The 17595-nt window shown below is 64.9% G+C and carries 17 protein-coding genes; 13 read left to right on the top strand and 4 right to left on the bottom strand.

Annotation, left to right across the window (positions count from 1 at the left end):
* Positions 1-61 precede the first annotated feature (61 nt).
* Both secG and B5M41_RS22610 read left to right on the top strand, forming a co-directional pair.
* Positions 62-583 carry a preprotein translocase subunit SecG gene (secG, locus tag B5M41_RS22615; protein ID WP_134652184.1) on the top strand — a complete coding sequence of 174 codons (522 nt, stop codon included), beginning with the start codon at positions 62-64 and terminating at the stop codon, positions 581-583.
* 145 nt (positions 584-728) lie between these two features.
* A complete protein-coding gene (locus tag B5M41_RS22610; protein ID WP_134652182.1) occupies positions 729-2357 on the top strand; it encodes a CTP synthase in 1629 nt (542 codons plus the stop codon).
* A 57-nt stretch (positions 2358-2414) separates the two neighbouring features.
* Here the strand turns inward: B5M41_RS22610 and B5M41_RS22605 are convergent, their stop codons facing one another.
* Both B5M41_RS22605 and B5M41_RS22600 read right to left on the bottom strand, forming a co-directional pair.
* Positions 2415-3776: an MATE family efflux transporter gene (locus B5M41_RS22605; RefSeq protein ID WP_167719431.1), complete on the bottom strand. Its 1362-nt coding sequence runs from the start codon at positions 3774-3776 to the stop codon at positions 2415-2417.
* Between the two features lie 217 nt (positions 3777-3993).
* On the bottom strand, positions 3994-5217 hold the full coding sequence (locus tag B5M41_RS22600; protein ID WP_134652178.1) for an MFS transporter: 1224 nt from the start codon (positions 5215-5217) through the stop codon (positions 3994-3996).
* A gap of 115 nt (positions 5218-5332) precedes the next feature.
* Here B5M41_RS22600 and B5M41_RS22595 point away from each other — a divergent pair, with 115 nt between their 5' ends.
* The gene (locus B5M41_RS22595; protein ID WP_134652176.1) at positions 5333-5926 is read left to right on the top strand and encodes a TetR/AcrR family transcriptional regulator; all 594 of its coding nucleotides are present in this window, start codon (positions 5333-5335) and stop codon (positions 5924-5926) included.
* 6 nt (positions 5927-5932) lie between these two features.
* Here the strand turns inward: B5M41_RS22595 and B5M41_RS22590 are convergent, their stop codons facing one another.
* Together B5M41_RS22590 and B5M41_RS22585 are read right to left on the bottom strand one after the other, a co-directional pair.
* Positions 5933-7084, bottom strand: a complete 1152-nt coding sequence (locus B5M41_RS22590; protein ID WP_134652174.1) for a ceramide glucosyltransferase — start codon at positions 7082-7084, stop codon at positions 5933-5935.
* A 193-nt stretch (positions 7085-7277) separates the two neighbouring features.
* Entirely contained in the window at positions 7278-8609 is a 1332-nt protein-coding gene (locus B5M41_RS22585; protein WP_134652172.1) for an NAD(P)/FAD-dependent oxidoreductase, read from the bottom strand.
* A gap of 58 nt (positions 8610-8667) precedes the next feature.
* Between B5M41_RS22585 and B5M41_RS22580 the strand changes: the two genes are divergently transcribed.
* From B5M41_RS22580 to B5M41_RS22535, 10 genes are all read left to right on the top strand, one after another.
* Positions 8668-9561 carry a VOC family protein gene (locus B5M41_RS22580; RefSeq protein WP_134652170.1) on the top strand — a complete coding sequence of 298 codons (894 nt, stop codon included), beginning with the start codon at positions 8668-8670 and terminating at the stop codon, positions 9559-9561.
* Between the two features lies 1 nt (position 9562).
* Positions 9563-10402, top strand: a complete 840-nt coding sequence (kdsA, locus tag B5M41_RS22575; RefSeq protein WP_134652168.1) for a 3-deoxy-8-phosphooctulonate synthase — start codon at positions 9563-9565, stop codon at positions 10400-10402.
* 127 nt (positions 10403-10529) lie between these two features.
* Positions 10530-11804 carry a phosphopyruvate hydratase gene (eno, locus tag B5M41_RS22570; RefSeq protein ID WP_134652166.1) on the top strand — a complete coding sequence of 425 codons (1275 nt, stop codon included), beginning with the start codon at positions 10530-10532 and terminating at the stop codon, positions 11802-11804.
* A 137-nt stretch (positions 11805-11941) separates the two neighbouring features.
* On the top strand, positions 11942-12250 hold the full coding sequence (locus tag B5M41_RS22565) for an FtsB family cell division protein (protein ID WP_134652164.1): 309 nt from the start codon (positions 11942-11944) through the stop codon (positions 12248-12250).
* Positions 12251-12398: 148 nt separating this feature from the next.
* A complete protein-coding gene (gene pdhA, locus B5M41_RS22560) occupies positions 12399-13445 on the top strand; it encodes a pyruvate dehydrogenase (acetyl-transferring) E1 component subunit alpha (RefSeq protein ID WP_134652162.1) in 1047 nt (348 codons plus the stop codon).
* Positions 13446-13461: 16 nt separating this feature from the next.
* Positions 13462-14883, top strand: coding sequence for a pyruvate dehydrogenase complex E1 component subunit beta (locus B5M41_RS22555; RefSeq protein WP_134652160.1), 1422 nt, complete (start codon positions 13462-13464; stop codon positions 14881-14883).
* A gap of 14 nt (positions 14884-14897) precedes the next feature.
* Positions 14898-16247 (top strand): pyruvate dehydrogenase complex dihydrolipoamide acetyltransferase, encoded by a 1350-nt coding sequence (locus B5M41_RS22550; protein WP_134652158.1) that lies wholly within the window; start codon positions 14898-14900, stop codon positions 16245-16247.
* A 16-nt stretch (positions 16248-16263) separates the two neighbouring features.
* Entirely contained in the window at positions 16264-16905 is a 642-nt protein-coding gene (locus B5M41_RS22545) for an SGNH/GDSL hydrolase family protein (RefSeq protein WP_134652156.1), read from the top strand.
* Positions 16906-16990: 85 nt separating this feature from the next.
* Positions 16991-17251 carry a YdcH family protein gene (locus B5M41_RS22540; protein WP_134652154.1) on the top strand — a complete coding sequence of 87 codons (261 nt, stop codon included), beginning with the start codon at positions 16991-16993 and terminating at the stop codon, positions 17249-17251.
* 83 nt (positions 17252-17334) lie between these two features.
* On the top strand, positions 17335-17595 hold a 261-nt coding region (locus B5M41_RS22535), incomplete at its 3' end, for an FAD-dependent oxidoreductase (protein ID WP_230640298.1).

Raw genomic sequence — 17595 nt, 5'->3', positions numbered from 1 at the left:
CACGGCTTGGTATATTGAGCCGCAAACCTGAAATTTGGCCGCTTGGCCGGGATAGCTAAACATGCAGACCATCTTGCTCGTCATTTATCTCATGGTCGTCGTCGCGCTGATCGGCGTCGTGCTGATCCAGCGCTCGGAAGGCGGCGGCCTCGGCATTGGCGGCGGCTCCGGCTTCATGTCGGCGCGCGGCACGGCCAATGCCCTGACGCGCACCACGGCGATCCTCGCCACGCTGTTCTTCGTGCTTGCGCTCGGCATGGGCATCTATGCCCGCTACGAGACGCGTCCGACCGACATTCTCGACCGTATTCCCGGCACGACCGGCACCGGCGGCGTTCTCGACGCGCTCGGCGGCGGCCAGAGCCAGCAGAACGGCGGCACCCAGCAGAACCAGGGCACTCAAAACCAGGGCACGCAGGGCCAGGGCACCGGCAACACCACCAACCAGACGCCCGCGGCGACCGGCACCGACGCCGTTCCGACCGAGGGCGGCAACGCCACCACCGGCGCGGGCCAGACGCCCGCCACGACGGGTGGCGCAGCGGAGACCGGCGGCAACACCGGCGTCCCGAGCGGCCAGTAAGCCGAAGCAAACAAAAACAAACCGGCCGGTTGGCAAAACCAACCGGCCTTCTTCTGTGTAAAACGCCGATTGCGACTTCCGAAATCACGCCCAAGGTGATTTTTCGGTGGCGGAATCGATTTTGAAAAGGTATCCGGTGACTCCCATGGCGCGATATGTATTCATCACAGGCGGCGTGGTTTCTTCCCTTGGAAAAGGCATCGCCGCAGCAGCACTGGGAGCCCTTCTTCAGGCCCGCGGTTACCGCGTTCGCCTTCGCAAGCTGGACCCTTATCTCAACGTCGATCCGGGCACCATGAGCCCGACGCAGCACGGCGAGGTCTTCGTCACCGACGATGGCGCGGAGACCGACCTCGACCTTGGCCATTACGAGCGCTTCACCGGCCGCTCGGCCACCAAGACCGACAACATCACCACCGGCCGCATCTACAAGAACATCATCGACAAGGAACGCCGCGGCGACTATCTCGGCGCGACCGTGCAGGTCATTCCGCACGTCACCAACGAGATCAAGAACTTCGTCACCGAAGGCAATGACGATTACGACTTCGTGCTGTGCGAGATCGGCGGCACGGTGGGCGATATCGAGGCGATGCCCTTCATGGAGGCGATCCGCCAGCTCGGCAACGACCTGCCGCGCGGCACGGCCGTCTATGTCCACCTGACGCTGATGCCCTATATCCCGGCCGCCGGCGAGCTGAAGACCAAGCCGACGCAGCATTCCGTCAAGGAACTGCAGGCCATGGGCATCCACCCCGATATCCTCTTGGTGCGCGCCGACCGCGAAATCCCGGAAGCCGAGCGCCGCAAGCTCTCGCTGTTCTGCAATGTGCGTCCGACCGCCGTCATCCAGGCGCTCGACGTGGCCTCGATCTACGACGTGCCGCTCGCCTATCACAAGGAAGGCCTCGACGACGAGGTTCTGGCCGCTTTCGGCATCGAGCCGGCGCCGAAGCCGCGCCTGGAAGCCTGGCAGACCGTTTCCGACCGCATCAGCACGCCGGAAGGCGAAGTGACGATCGCCATCGTCGGCAAGTATACCGGCCTCAAGGATGCCTATAAGTCGCTGATCGAGGCGCTCTATCACGGCGGCATCGCAAACCACATCAAGGTCAAGCTCGAATGGATCGAGTCGGAGGTCTTCGAGAAGGAGGATCCGGCGCCCTATCTGGAGAAGGTGCACGGCATTCTCGTGCCCGGCGGCTTCGGCGAACGCGGCTCCGAGGGCAAGATCAATGCGGCGCGCTTTGCCCGCGAGCGCAAGGTGCCGTATTTCGGCATCTGCTTCGGCATGCAGATGGCCGTCGTGGAGGCCGCGCGCAACCTCGCCGGCATCGAGAAGGCGTCCTCGACCGAATTCGGCAAGACGGCCGAGCCGGTCGTCGGCCTGATGACGGAGTGGGTGAAGGGCAACGAGCTGGAGAAGCGTTCGGCGTCGGGCGATCTCGGCGGCACGATGCGGCTTGGCGCCTATCGCGCGTCGCTCAAGGGCGGCACGAAGATTGCCGATATCTACGGCTCCACCGACATTTCCGAGCGTCACCGTCACCGCTACGAGGTGAACGTCGATTACAAGGACAAGCTGGAGAGCTGCGGCCTCGTCTTCTCCGGCATGTCGCCGGATGGCGTGCTGCCGGAAACGGTGGAATACCCCGATCATCCGTGGTTCATCGGCGTTCAGTACCACCCGGAACTGAAGAGCCGCCCGCTCGATCCCCATCCGCTGTTTGCGAGCTTCATCGAAGCGGCCCTGGAACAGAGCCGCCTCGTCTGAGTGTCGCAATGCACTTTTGAAAACCGCCCGGCGCGCGCCAAGCACCGGGCGGTTTTTTTATGGGCTGACGGTGCGGCACCTCACCTGCCGTAACGTGATGGCCGTAAGGGCAAGCAGCAGCGCATCCGCCGCGGGCGTGGCGAACCAGATGCCTTTTTCCCCCAGCAGCGTGGTCAGGACCAGCACCAGCGGCATGGTGAAGAGATAGGGCTTTGCGAGGCTCAGCAGGGCCGCGCGTCTGGCATCGCCGATTGCCTGAAAGGAACCGGCGATGACCATGAGCGGGCCGGAAAGGATGTAGAGCGCGGCCATGATCGGCATGATGCGCGTGACGGCGGCGATGACGGACGCATCCGCGACGAACAGGCCGGCGATCCGGCCGGGCACGGTGACGAGCAGGATTTCGATGCCGAGGCAATAGATGAAAACGGCGGCGAGGCCGAGGCGCAGCACCTTGGTGGCGCGCTGCGTGAGGCCGGCACCATGGTTGTTGCCCAGGATCGTCTGCACGGCCTGGCTCATGCCGAGCAGCGGCAGATAGGCGAAGGTGAGGATGCGCGTGACGATGCCGTAGGCGGTGACCAGGGTTTCGTATGCGCCTCCGGCAGAGATTTGCAGGGCGGCTATGACTGCGGCGGAGACGAGCGCAAGGCCGATGAAGCCGAGGCTTTGCGGCGCGCCGAGCGCCAGGATGTCTCGTGTCGAACTGGACAGGTCGGACGGTTTGGCCATGATGTCCACGAGGCGCAGGTTGGTTTTCCCGACAGTCCTGAACACCGCCAGAAAGCCGAGCGCCAAAAGTTGCGCCAATACGGTCCCGAGCGCGGAGCCGGTGACGCCGAGATCGAACCCCGCGATCAGGATATAGTTGAAGGCAAGGTTGGCGAGCGAGACGAAGAGGCTCGCCAGCGCCATCAGCCCGACACGCCCCTCGCAACGAAGCGCATCGACATTGACGGCCAGCAGCAGCTGGAGCGGCGAGAAGAACATGACGATCGCGATGTAGCGATAGGCCAGCGTTTCGAGCAGCGGCGCGCCGTTGGCGATGGCGGCGATGAGCGTGAGGCCGAAGGCGAGAAACGCCAGGATGAAGGCCGCGCCGATGGCCAGTGCCAGCCCGTGGGCGGCGGCGAAGGCGTTGCGGGCTGCCGGCAGGTCGCCTGCGCCGAGGCGGCGCGCGAGCAGGCTCGCCATGCCGCTGCCGACGAGGGTGGCGAGCGCCACCAGCAGCATGAAGATGGGAAAGACCGCCGTGACGGCGGCGACGGCCTCCGGCCCGGCATAGAGGCCGAGCATCACGGCATCCATGACGGTCAAAAGCCCGTTCATGCTCATGACAAAGACGATGGGCGCTGCCGTTCTGGCGAAAAGCGCGCCGAGCGGCGCGGTCAGAAATGGATTGGAAAGGTCTTGCGACATCCCGCTCTCCTCATGTGCATTTCGATGAGAGGGAGGGGCTCGCATTGCCTGCCGCACGAAATGCTTCGAGGGTCGGGTTCGTCCAAGATCAGATTTCACCGGGACTTTCGTCTGCGAGCGGCAGGTATCTGAAACCTGATGCGCTTGTTAGTGGTGTGGCGCGATGGCGTCAAGCGGTGGGCGTGAAGGCCCGGCGCGGTGGCCGGGCCTTGCTGCCTTATTCGGCGGCTTGCGGCGTCGGGCAGACGCCGTCGTCACAGTCTTCGCCGGCCAATGTGCGCTGACCGAGCGCGACCGTCAGCAGGGCACCCAGGCAGGCGGCGACGGACACCCAGAAGCCGTTCTGCGGGCCGAACGTATCCACAGCCCAGCCGGCCACGAAGGCGCCCAGCGCCATGCCGATGCCGATGCCCGTTGTGACCCATGTGACGCCTTCCGTCAGCATCGCCGCCGGCACGCGGCGTTCAACCAGTCCGAAGGCGGTGATGAAGGTCGGCGAGATCGCGACGCCGCTGATGAAGAGGGCGATCGCCAGGAGCGGCACCGTGCCGGCAAAGGGCAGCGGCAGGGCGGTGAGGCCGAGCACCGTCACGGCGATCATCATCTGCTTCTGCAAGGGCATGGAGGGGTTGATCGCGCCGAGCAGGAGGCCGACGATGAAGGAGCCGACGCCGTAGACGCCGATGACGAGACTTGCCGCGTTGGGCTGCCCGAGATCCTTGGTGATGGCGACCGCGCTGACCTCGGCGGTGGCAAAGGTGGCGCCGACGAAGACGAGCGCGAGCGTGATGATCTGCACCGCGGGCAGGCGGATGGCCGACGTTTGCGGGCTGCCGCTGCCGGCCGTGCGGATCGCGGGCTCCGTCGCGCGTTGCAGGACGAAGGCGAGGGTGCCGAGGGCGAGGCATAGGGTGCTGACCAGCATGCCGGCCTCGGGGAAGAGCGCGACGGCGAGACCGACCGACAGCGAGGCTCCGGCGATATAGACGAGTTCATCGGCCGCCGATTCGAAGGCGAAGGCGGTGTTCATCTCCGGCCGGTCGCGGAAAAGTCCGGTCCAGCGGGCGCGCAGCATGGCCGGCATGCTGGGCATGGTGGCGGCGAAGAAGGCCGAGGCGAAGAGCGTCCAGACCGGCCAGGCCTGGTTGGTAGCCGCAATCAGCGTCAGAAAAGCCATGACGGAGATGATCGTTGCGGGCGTGAGCACCGCGGACTGGCCGTAGCGATCGACAAGCCGGGACACCTGCGGTGCGATCAGCGCATTGGTGAGCGCGAAGGTGGCGGAGACAGCACCCGCGAGCCAATATTCGCCATGCGCCTGCGACAGCATGGCGACAATGCCGATGGGCGCCATGGCGATGGGCAGGCGCGCGAAAAAGCCGGCAGTGGAAAAACCTATCGTGCCAGGCACGCTGAAAATCTCTTTGTAGGGGTTGGCCATGGCCTGCTCCTGCCTATCGATGAATGAGTGCCTACATACGTTGCGTATGTGAATTGGTAATTGCATACGCAACGTATGTCAAATAAAATACGCGACGTATGTAAAAGGGGACGCCATGCGCAAGCCGCGCGAAGAAATGATCGCCGAAACCCGGGCAAAGCTCATCGCCTCCGGCCGCCATGCCTTCGGGACGGTCGGTTATGCGGGTGCCTCGATGGATGACTTCACGGCGGCGGCGGGGCTGACGCGCGGCGCGCTCTACCACCATTTCGGCGACAAGACGGGGCTTCTCCAGGCCGTCATCCAGCAGATCGATGCGGAGATGACGACGCGGCTCAACCGCATTTCCGCTGCCGCGCCGAACCGCTGGCAAGGCTTTGTCGACGAATGCGTCGCCTATATCGAAATGGCGCTGGAGCCGGAGATACAGCGCATCATGTTCCGCGACGGTCCGGCGGTGCTGGGCGACGTCTCGCAATGGCCGACGAGCAACGGCTGCATCGCCGCGCTCAGCCGCAGCATCGAACGTTTGAAGGCGGATGGCCTGATGGTGGACATCGATACGGAGGCGGCGGCCCGGCTGATCAACGGCGCAAGCAGCCATGCCGCGCTATGGATCGCCAATTCGCAGACGCCCGAGGCCACGTCGCGGCAGGCCGTCGACGCGTTCAGGAGGTTGCTGGACGGATTGCGCGCCCGCGTGGCGTGAGCCCGTTCAGGGGCCTGCCGGCGCTTCCTCCAGTTCGCAGGCGGTGGTGCCGATGGTCATGGTGTTGCCGCGCCAGTCGATGGTGCCGCCGAGCCAGGCGCGCAGCCAGATGGCCGGCAGCATGAGGTCGCGCACGATCATGGCCGGCACCGACCAGCGCGACAGGCGCCAGCCCTTGGCGAAAGCGAGCGCGAGTTCCGGCAGGTAGATGCCTGCAAGCACCAGCAGCATGGCCGAGGGCAGGGTGCCGGCGCCGAGCGCCACGGCGCTCAGGGCAAGTGACAAGGGCGGCAACAGGCCGAGCAGGATTTCCGGCGCGAAGAAGCCCGGAAAGGTGACGCGGCGCAGGCGCGACCAGCGGCACTGGCGCGACCAGATGTCGTGGCCGGTGCGGCGGCCGAGCGGTTGTTCGAACGGCGACGACACGAGATGCACCTTGAGGCCGAGGCGGTTGACCAGCTTGGTGGAGGCGGCATCCTCGGCGATCTCGGCATTGAGGGCGTGGATGCCGCCATTGGCATCCAGCATCGGCTTGTACCAGAGCATGCTCTTGCCCTGCGCGAAACCGAGGCCGAGCGCTTCGCCGGCATATTGCCAGCGGGCCTGCTGGGTGTTGAGGAAGGTGCACTCCACCTCCGCCCAGAAGCCGTCCGGCCGCGAGCCGAGCGGCGTCGAGCAGACAAGGCCCGAATCGCTGCGCCAGCCGCCCATCAGATGCTGCACGTAATCCTCCGGCATCAGCACGTTGGAATCGGCGAGGACGACCCAGTCGTGCCGCGCCGCCTGCCAGCCCTTCACGCAATTGTTGAGCTTGGGGTTGGCGCTGATGCGGTCGTCGCCGACAAGGATTCGCGACGCCACGGACGGGTGTTCGGCCGCCGTCCTCTCGATTTCGGCGATGACCGGGTCGTTGCCGTGGGCGACGCAGAACAGGAGTTCGTAATTCGGCCAGCTCAGGCGGAAGGCGTGCGACAGTGTCTCGGCCGTGAAATTCTCGATGCCGCGAACGGGGATGACGATGGAGACGGGCGGTTTCTTGCGCAGGTCCGGCGGCGGAAAGCCCGTTGCCTTGAGCCGCTTGCCGGCGATGAGAATGCTGGCGAGGTTGGTCGCAACGAGGGCGCCCGAGGCAAGGGCGAAGGCCTGAGCCATGTCCATTCACGCAAACTCCTGTGGGCGCCGCATCGGCTGGCGGCTGCCGGGGTTCAGTCACGCGCGAAGAAACATCACTGTCACATGACACGGGAATGACGGTGGCGTGCGGCAAGCCGCCATGCACCGCAGATCAAGGCATGCCGGCGTTGCGGCCCGGCATGCGGACCCCTATTGGATGGGCGGGGCGAATCGGCGGTCAGCGTGTGCCGTTGCCGAAGGCGAAGATGTCGGCGTCGGGATCGGCATGGCCGCTGATGGCGGCGGAGACGATTTCAGCGGCGATCTGGCTGAAGGTGATGCCGTTGCCGCCGAAGCCCATGACGGCGAAGACGCGGTCGAGGCCGGGCACGGCGCCGATGAGCGGCAGGCCTGTGCGCGTGGTGCCGAAGGGGGCGGCCCAGACGAATTCGGGATCGGGCAGGGACATGCCGAGCAATGCCTCCGCCTTTCGGCGGATGACCTTCGCCTTGCTGGCGAGTTTTTTCGGCGAGGCGTAGGCGGTTTCGCTTTCCTCGTCCTCGCCACCGACGATCAGCCGGCCGTCGCGCGAACTGCGGAGATAGAGGTAGGGATCAGCACCTTCCCAGACGATGCAGTCCTTCAGCCAGCCGGGCAGGGCGGTGCCGGGCGGGGTGGCGAGCGCCCAGGTGGAGACGACCGAATGCCCCTCCTGCGCCAGGGACTTGAGGAACTCGTAACCCGAGCAGAACACGACATGCCCGGCAGACAGGATCTTTCCCTCGGCCGTGGCGAGAAAGGCGCGGTCACCGGTGGAGCGCAGGTCGGTTATTTCGAGCGGGCTCACCAGCTCCGCCCCGCGTTCGACCGCCGCGCGCAGAATGCCTGCCGCCATCTGGGCCGGGTTTGCGGACGCGGAGATATCGCTGAGAATGGCGCCGGTACGGTCGATGCCGAACTGCTGCTCCAGCGTGGCGGCATCCACGAAATCGGCCGCGATGCCGGCGGCATGCCGCGCTTCGACCTCGCTGCGCAGCGCGCGGCTGCCATATTCGTCGCCCGCCAGGAACAGCGTCTTCTTGCGCTCGAAGGCGCAGGAAATGTCGAGATCGGCAACGATGTGCGTCAATTGCTCGACAGCGCGGGCCGAACGGCACCAGGCGCGATTGGCCTTCTTCACGCCGATCAGGCCGGCCAGCTTGTGCAGGGGAATGTCGATCTCGTGCTGGATCATCGCGGTGCTGGCAAGCGTGCTGCCGCGCACGGGCGCGCGGCGATCCACGATCAGAACCGAGCGCCGCCCATCGGTGAGGGCATGCGCGGCGAGCGCGCCGGAAATGCCGGCGCCGACGACGATCACGTCGTAGTCGCTCCTCGACGGGGTGTGCGCGGCGCGGACGCCGATGCGTGGCGTTTCGGCCCAGAGCGGCCGGGATTCGTGCAGCTTGCGCTGCTTCGTGATGTCGCGGGGCGTGGAAATGGCGGGCTCCGATGCTGGAATGCGCCGTTGGAATGTCGCGGCGACGGAAAAGTTCCCGATGCGCGGCAGCCCTTGTGCCGGCGCTTGCATTGCGGGCCGAAAGCATGCAAAGCACGGGGCGCCTGAAACACGACCGGATTACCTGCCCATGACCGTGAGTTCGAGAACGCCCCGCCCGATCGACCATCTGGTGCTGCCGGTGTCCGACCTCGCAATCGCCCGCGAACGACTGACCGCGCTGGGATTTACCGTCGCCAAGGATGCGCGCCACCCCTTCGGCACCGAGAACTGTTGCGTGTTCCTGTCCGACGGCAGCTATCTGGAGCCGCTCGGCATCGCCAATCGTGAGGAATGCGAAGAGGCAGCACGCGAGGGCAATGCCTTCGTCGCGCGCGACCAGGCGTTCCGCTTCCGTCGCGGGCTGGACGGCTTCTCCGGCATCGCCATGGCGACGAGCGATGCGCAGCGCGACGACCGGCGCTATACGGCTGCCGGCCTTTCCGGTGGCGATATGCTGGAGTTCTCGCGCGAAATGCTTCTGCCCGACGGGACGTCCGCGACCGGCAGCTTCCGGCTGGCTTTCGCCGCCGATCTGCGCAGTCCCGATTTCTTCTTCTTCGCCTCGCAGCGCATCCTGCCGCTGCCGGCCGACCGGAAGGCACTGGAGGCGCATGAAAACGGCGTGACCGCGCTTTCAGAGGTCGTGCTGTCGGAACAGAACCCGACGGATTTCCAGTATCTCGTGCAGGAAGCCGCCGACGAGCGCGAGATCGAGGCCATGTCCTTCGGCATGTCGGTCGCGACGCCGCGCGGCCGCATCACCGTGCTCAACGATGCCGGGCTGGAGGGTTTTTACGGCATCGCGCCTGAGACCGGCACGGACCGCGGGCTGAAGGGCCGGGCGGTCGTCTTCACCGTTGCCAGCCTGCCGGATTGCCGCCGCCTGCTCGCCGAGCGCGGCGTCGTCTTTACCGAACGCGACGGCCGGCTCACGGTGCCGCCGGCGCCGGGCCAGGGCGCCCTCTTCGTCTTTGGAGAATGACATGAAAACCAATTCCACCGTCGTCGTCGGCGACGGCGCCAAAAAGGTTACCTTCGCGCAGGACAAGCGCTTCTCGCTGATTGCCGGCCCCTGCCAGATGGAAAGCCGCGACCACGCCTACATGGTCGCCGGAACGCTCGTCGAACTGACCGACAAGCTCGGCATCGGCCTCGTCTACAAGTCGTCGTTCGACAAGGCCAACCGCACTTCGCTTTCCGGCAAGCGCGGCATCGGGCTGGACAGCGCCATGGAGATCTTCGCCGACCTGAAGAAGGATTTCGGCTTTCCCGTCCTGACCGACATTCACACCGAAGAGCAGTGCGCGGTCGTCGCCCAGACGGTCGATATCCTGCAGATCCCGGCCTTCCTGTCGCGCCAGACCGACCTTCTCGTCGCCGCCGCCAAGACCGGGCGCACGATCAATGTCAAGAAGGGCCAGTTCCTGGCGCCCTGGGACATGAAGAACGTGCTGGCCAAGTTCACCGAGAGCGGCAACCCGAACGTGCTTCTGTGCGAGCGCGGCGCCTCCTTCGGCTACAACACGCTCGTCTCCGACATGCGCTCGCTGCCGATCATGGCCTCGCTCGGCGCGCCCGTCGTGTTCGACGCGACCCATTCGGTGCAGCAGCCCGGCGGGCAGGGCGGCTCCTCCGGCGGCCAGCGCGAATTCGTCGAAACGCTGGCGCGGGCGGCCATCGCCGTCGGTGTGGCCGGCGTGTTCGTCGAGACGCATGAGGATCCGGACCACGCACCCTCCGACGGTCCGAACATGGTCTATCTCAAGGACATGCCGCGGCTTCTCGAAAAGCTTCTGGCCTTCGACGACATCGCCAAGGCGTGAGCGCCATCAAACGGATGACATGAAGACGTGGCATCCGTTCTTCCGGCGCCGAGCGCCATTGTAATTTCCGCATGGTCGATTAAAAGTGGATTTTAATCGATTAATAAACCCGAACCAGGACGATATCATGACTGCTATCATCGACATCATCGGCCGCGAGATCCTCGACAGCCGCGGCAATCCCACCGTTGAAGTGGACGTCTATCTCGAGGATGGCAGTTTCGGCCGCGCGGCGGTTCCGTCGGGCGCCTCGACCGGCGCGCATGAAGCCGTCGAACTGCGCGACGGTGGCAAGCGCTACCTTGGCAAGGGCGTCGAAAATGCCGTTGCTGCCGTCAACGGCGAGATCTTCGAAGCCATCGGCGGCCTCGACGCCGAAGACCAGATCGCCGTCGACCAGACGATGATCGAGCTGGACGGCACGCCGAACAAGGCGCGGCTGGGCGCCAACGCCATCCTCGGCGTTTCGCTGGCCGTCGCCAAGGCCGCCGCCGAAGCCGCCAACCTCCCGCTCTATCGCTATGTCGGCGGCCCGAACGCCCGTATCCTGCCGGTTCCGATGATGAACATCATCAATGGCGGCGCGCATGCCGACAACCCGATCGACTTCCAGGAGTTCATGATCGTTCCCGTCGGCGCCGACAACATCCGCGACGCCGTGCGCATGGGTTCGGAAGTGTTCCATACGCTGAAGAAGCAACTCGCCGCCGACGGCCACAACACCAATGTCGGTGACGAAGGCGGCTTTGCGCCGGGCCTCGCATCCGCGCCCGCCGCGCTCGACTTCATCATGAAGTCCATCGAGAAGGCCGGCTACCGTCCGGGCGAGGACATGTTCATCGCGCTCGACTGCGCCTCGACGGAATTCTTCAAGGACGGCAAGTACGTGCTGGAAGGCGAGGGCCGCACGCTGGAGCCCGGCGCCATGGCTGAGTACCTGGCCGAACTCGCCGCCAAGTACCCGATCTTCTCGATCGAGGACGGCATGGCCGAAGACGACTGGGACGGCTGGAAGACGCTGACCGACAAGATCGGCAAGTCGGTGCAGCTGGTCGGCGACGACCTGTTCGTCACCAACTCGGCCCGCCTGCGCGACGGTATCAAGATGGGCGTCGGCAACTCGATCCTCGTCAAGGTCAACCAGATCGGCTCGCTCTCCGAAACGCTCGACGCCGTCGAGACCGCGCACAAGGCGAGCTACACGGCCGTCATGTCGCATCGTTCGGGCGAGACCGAGGATTCGACGATCGCCGACCTCGCGGTCGCCACCAACTGCGGGCAGATCAAGACCGGCTCGCTTGCCCGCTCCGACCGTACCGCCAAGTACAACCAGCTCATCCGCATCGAGGAGCAGCTGGGCGCGGCGGCGAAATATGCCGGCCGCGGCATCCTGCGCGGCTGACAGGAAAACAGTTTTTCCGGAATGACGAAACCCGCATCGCAAGATGCGGGTTTTTTCTTGGGCCCACCCGTCATGGTCAATGGTCGGTTAACCGCTTGCCGATAGTGTCTGGCTGTACTGCGTATCGGGGCACCTGCATGTGGACCAAGCATCATAAGAAGCGGAAATTCGGCCGGCTGGCTCTGCCGGTGATTACGGTCGCTTTCCTTTCCTATTTCGGTTATCATTCCGTCCATGGTGATTTCGGCCTGCGCGGAATGGAGGATTTCGAGCGGCAGCGAATCGAACGGCAGGCGCGTCTGGACGTGCTCGTGCGGCAGCGCCAGATCCTGGAAAAAGAAGTGGCCCTGATGAGCGACGGCTCGCTCGAGCGCGACATGCTCGACGAAAAGGCGCGTTCCTACCTCAACATGTCGCGCGCCGACGAAATCGTCATCTTCCACTGAGAAGTGCGATTAACCGAAATCTGGTTAATCGTAAATATTCCTTACTTGTCAGTGGCTTGTAGGGAATATAAGCCATGCATTTATGGCATTGCTGATGCGGAATTTCTCCCCTATGTTTTCGGCAAAAGGCAAACATAGGGAGGATCGAATGGCTCCGCGTAAGACCGCGTCCACGTCCAGCCGCAAAACGACGGCAAAGCCTGCACGGAACGAGACAATCGGTTCCAACAGTCTGACATTCACCAAGGAAGAAGAGCTTCACGCCTACCGCGAGATGCTCATGATCCGTCGCTTCGAGGAAAAGGCCGGCCAACTCTACGGCATGGGCGTCATCGGCGGTTTCTGTCATCTCTATATCGGCCAGGAAGCGGTCGTCGTGGGCATGCAGATGGCCCAGAAGGACGGCGACCAGGTGATCACCTCCTATCGCGACCACGGCCACATGATCGCGCTCGGCATGAGCGCGCGCGGCGTCATGGCCGAGCTGACCGGCCGTCGCGGCGGCCTGTCGAAGGGCAAGGGCGGCTCGATGCACATGTTCTCCAAGGAGAAGGGCTTCTACGGCGGCCACGGCATCGTCGGCGGCCAGGTCTCGCTCGGCACCGGTCTCGCCTTCGCCAACAAGTATCGCGGCAACGACCAGGTGTCGGTCACCTATTTCGGTGACGGCGCGGCCAACCAGGGCCAGGTCTACGAAAGCTTCAACATGGCCGCGCTCTGGAAGCTGCCGGTCGTCTACATCATCGAGAACAACCGCTATGCGATGGGCACCTCGACGGTGCGCTCCACGGCGCAGTCGAACTTCTCCAAGCGCGGCGAAGGTTTCGGCATTCCCGGCGTCCAGGTCGACGGCATGGATGTGCGCGCGGTCAAGGCCGCGGCCGAGGAGGCCATCGCCCATTGCCGCGCCGGCAAGGGCCCGTACATCCTTGAAATGCTGACCTATCGCTATCGCGGTCACTCCATGTCCGACCCGGCGAAGTACCGCTCCAAGGACGAAGTGCAGAAGATGCGCTCCGAGCACGACCCGCTGGAGCAGGTGAAGGCCCGTCTTCTCGAGCAGGGCTGGGCGAGCGAGGACGATCTGAAGCAGATCGACAAGGACGTCCGCGACATCGTCGCCGACAGCGCCGAATTCGCCCAGAACGATGCAGAGCCGGATGTATCCGAGCTCTACACCGACATTCTGCTTTGATCCGGGGGAGACTTATATGCCCGTAGATATTCTTATGCCCGCGCTCTCTCCGACGATGGAAGAGGGCACGCTTTCCAAGTGGATCAAGAACGAAGGCGACGCCGTGAAGTCCGGTGACGTGATCGCCGAGATCGAGACCGACAAGGCGACGATGGAAGTCGAGGCCGTCGATGAAGGCGTGATCGGCAAGATCGTCATTCCCGCCGGCTCCGAAGGCGTCAAGGTCAACTCCGTCATTGCCGTTCTGCTGCAGGATGGCGAAAGCGCCGACGCGATTTCCGCGCCCAAGGCGGCGCCGGCGGCCAATGCCGACACGCCCGCCGCAACAACCTCCGGCGACGCGGGCGGCAAGGCCCGCGAATCCTCGGACGAGCCGACATCCGTCGCATCCGAGAAGGTTCCGGCCGCACCGAAGACGGAAGTGGCCGCCGATCCGGATATCCCCGCCGGCACCGAAATGGTGAGCATGACGGTGCGTGAAGCGCTGCGCGACGCCATGGCGGAAGAAATGCGCCGCGACGGTGACGTGTTCATCATGGGTGAGGAAGTCGCCGAATATCAGGGCGCCTACAAGATCACCCAGGGCCTGCTGCAGGAATTCGGCGACAAGCGCGTGATCGATACGCCCATCACCGAGCACGGCTTTACCGGCATCGGCGTCGGCGCGGCCATGGCGGGCCTCAAGCCCATCGTCGAGTTCATGACGTTCAACTTCGCCATGCAGGCGATCGACCAGATCGTCAACTCGGCCGCCAAGACGCTCTACATGTCGGGCGGCCAGATGGGCGCGCCGATCGTCTTCCGCGGCCCGAGCGGCGCTGCCGCACGCGTTGGCGCCCAGCACTCGCAGTGCTATGCCGCGTGGTACAGCCATATTCCGGGCCTCAAGGTCGTCATGCCCTACACGGCGGCAGACGCCAAGGGCCTGCTGAAGGCCGCGATCCGCGATCCGAACCCGGTCATCTTCCTCGAGAACGAGATCCTGTACGGCCACAGCTTCGAGGTTCCCAAGCTCGACGATTTCGTGCTGCCGATCGGCAAGGCGCGCATTCACCGCCCCGGCAAGGATGCGACGCTGGTCTCCTTCGGCATCGGCATGACCTATGCGGTCAAGGCGGTGGCCGAGCTGGAGAAGCAGGGCATCGACGTCGAGCTGATCGACCTCCGCACCATCCGTCCGATGGACCTGCCGACCGTCATCGAGTCGGTCAAGAAGACCGGCCGCCTCGTGACCGTCGAGGAAGGGTTCCCGCAGTCGTCCGTCGGCGATTTCATCGCCAACCGCGTCCATCGCGAAGCCTTCGACTATCTCGATGCGCCTGTCGTCACGATTGCCGGCAAGGACGTTCCCATGCCCTACGCCGCCAATCTCGAAAAGCTGGCGCTGCCGAATGTGGGTGAAGTCGTCGAGGCGGTGAAGGCCGTCTGCTACAAGTAACGGGAGGGCGCGAAATGCCGATCAACATTACGATGCCCGCCCTGTCGCCCACCATGGAAGAGGGCAACCTCGCCAAGTGGCTGGTGAAGGAAGGCGACACCGTGAAATCCGGTGACGTCATCGCCGAGATCGAGACCGACAAGGCGACGATGGAAGTCGAGGCCGTCGACGAGGGCGTTGTCGCCAAGATCGTCGTGCCGGCCGGTACGGAAGGCGTGAAGGTCAACAGCCTGATCGCCGTTCTCGCCGCAGATGGCGAAGATGTCGCGGCTGCCGCCGCTGGCGGTGGCTCCGCCCCGAACGCCAAGCCAGCGGAGAGCAAGCCTTCCGAAGCGAAGGCCGAGGCGCCGAAGGAAGCCGAAAAGCCGGCTGCCGCCGCAGCCGCTCCGGCACCTGCGGCCACTGCATCGGCCGGTCCTGCGCCGTCGCGAGACGGCAACCGCGTGTTCTCCTCGCCGCTCGCCCGCCGCATCGCCAAGGAAGCCGGCATCGACATTTCCGCCGTTTCCGGCTCCGGCCCGCATGGCCGCGTCGTCAAGAGCGACGTCGAGAAGGCCGTTGCGACCGGTGGTGCCAAGCCTGCCGCCGCTGCACCGGCTGCCGCCGCGTCCGCTGCGCCCAAGGGCATGTCGGACGACGCCGTGCTCAAGCTGTTCGACGAAGGCTCCTACGAACTCGTGCCGCATGACGGCATGCGCAAGACCATCGCCAAGCGCCTGCAGGAATCCAAGCAGACGATCCCGCATTTCTATGTCTCCGTCGATGTCGAGCTCGACGCGCTTCTGGCGCTGCGGGCGCAGATCAACGACAGCGCGCCGCGCAAGGACGACCGTCCGGCCTACAAGCTTTCGGTCAACGACATGGTGATCAAGGCGCTGGCGCTCGCGCTGCGCGACGTGCCGGATGCCAACGTCTCCTGGACGGAGACGAACATGGTCAAGCACAAGCACGCGGATGTCGGCGTCGCCGTTTCCATTCCGGGCGGGCTGATCACGCCGATCATCCGCAAGGCGGAAACCAAGAGCCTGTCGACCATCTCCAACGAGATGAAGGACCTGGGCAAGCGCGCCAAGGAACGCAAGCTGAAGCCCGAGGAATACCAGGGCGGCACGACCGCGGTCTCCAACATGGGCATGATGGGCGTCAAGAACTTCGCCGCCGTCGTGAACCCGCCGCATGCGACGATCCTGGCGGTCGGCGCGGGCGAGGAGCGCGTGGTGGTGAAGAACAAGCAGATGGTCATCGTCAATGCGATGACGGTCACGCTTTCCACCGACCATCGCTGCGTGGACGGCGCGCTCGGCGCCGAACTGCTCGGTGCCTTCAAGCGCTATATCGAGAACCCGATGGGGATGCTCGTCTGACAAGCGGGGTGCGGCCATGAAGACGGTTCTCTGCTACGGCGACAGCCTGACCTGGGGTTACAACGCCGAAACGCTCGACCGGCATGCCTTCGGGGATCGCTGGCCGAGCGTGCTCGCCAAGGCGCTGGGGCCCGACGTCACCGTGATCGCGGAGGGCCTCAACGGCCGCACCACCGCCTATGACGACCATCTGGCGGACTGCGACCGCAACGGCGCGCGCATCCTGCCGACCATCCTGCACAGCCACGACCCGATCGACCTCGTCATCCTGTTCCTGGGCGCCAACGACATGAAGCCGGCCATCTGCGGAACGGCCTTCGGGGCCGTGCAGGGCATGGAGCGGCTGGTGGAGCTGGTGCGGCATCACGCCTGGTCCTTCGACACGGACGAGGGGCCGGATGTGCTGATCGTCTCGCCGCCGCCGCTGTGCGAGACGGCGAACACGGCCTTTGCGGCGATGTTTGCCGGCGGGGTGGAGCAGTCGGCCATGCTGGCGACGCTTTACGCCGATCTTGCCGACGAGCGCGGCTGCGGCTTCTTCGATGCGGGCTCCGTCGCCGAGACGACGCCGCTCGACGGCGTGCATCTCGATGCCGAAAACACCCGGGCGATCGGCAAGGGCCTCGAGCCGGTCGTGCGCATGATGCTCGGGCTTTGACGGTATCGCGGCGGGTTTGACAGGGATCAAGGAGTGAAAGTGCGGGCAGGCTAGGCTGACACCATCAACCGAGAAGGAGATGGACATGCCGAACACCCCGCACCAGCTTGCAGAGGAGTTTCCGGAGCATCTGGCCACGATCCGCCACCTGCGGGCGGTCGACGGCCACTTCCACCGGATCTGCGAAGAGTATCAGGCGGTGAATCTCGCCATTCATCGCGCAGAAGCGGATATCGAGCCCGTCGCCGACCTGAGCATGATCGACATGCGCAAGGCGCGGATGCGGCTCAAGGATGAAATCTACAGGATGCTGACGCAGCCGGAAAAGGTGGTGCAGGATCCCTGAGGAGCGGTGGCTTCCGCTTCTCGTCATGCCGCAGCGGTGAAAACCGCGCGGCGCAGAAGAACAACAGAGGAGTGGAAGCGCTCATGTCGAATGCTTACGACGTCATCGTTATCGGTTCGGGCCCGGGCGGCTATATTGCCGCGATCCGCGCCGCCCAGCTCGGCCTGAAGACGGCCATCGTGGAGCGCGAGCATCTCGCCGGCATCTGCTCCAACTGGGGCTGCATTCCGACCAAGGCGCTGCTGCGCTCGGCCGAGATCTTCCACTATGCCCAGCATCCGGGCGACTATGGCGTGAAGATCGAAGGCAAGGTGACGCCGGACCTTCCGGCCATTGTCGCGCGC

This window comes from Shinella sumterensis (genome assembly GCF_004514425.2).
Classification (GTDB): Bacteria; Pseudomonadota; Alphaproteobacteria; order Rhizobiales; family Rhizobiaceae; genus Shinella; species Shinella sumterensis.
This window is presented reverse-complemented; position numbering and strand designations above follow the sequence as displayed.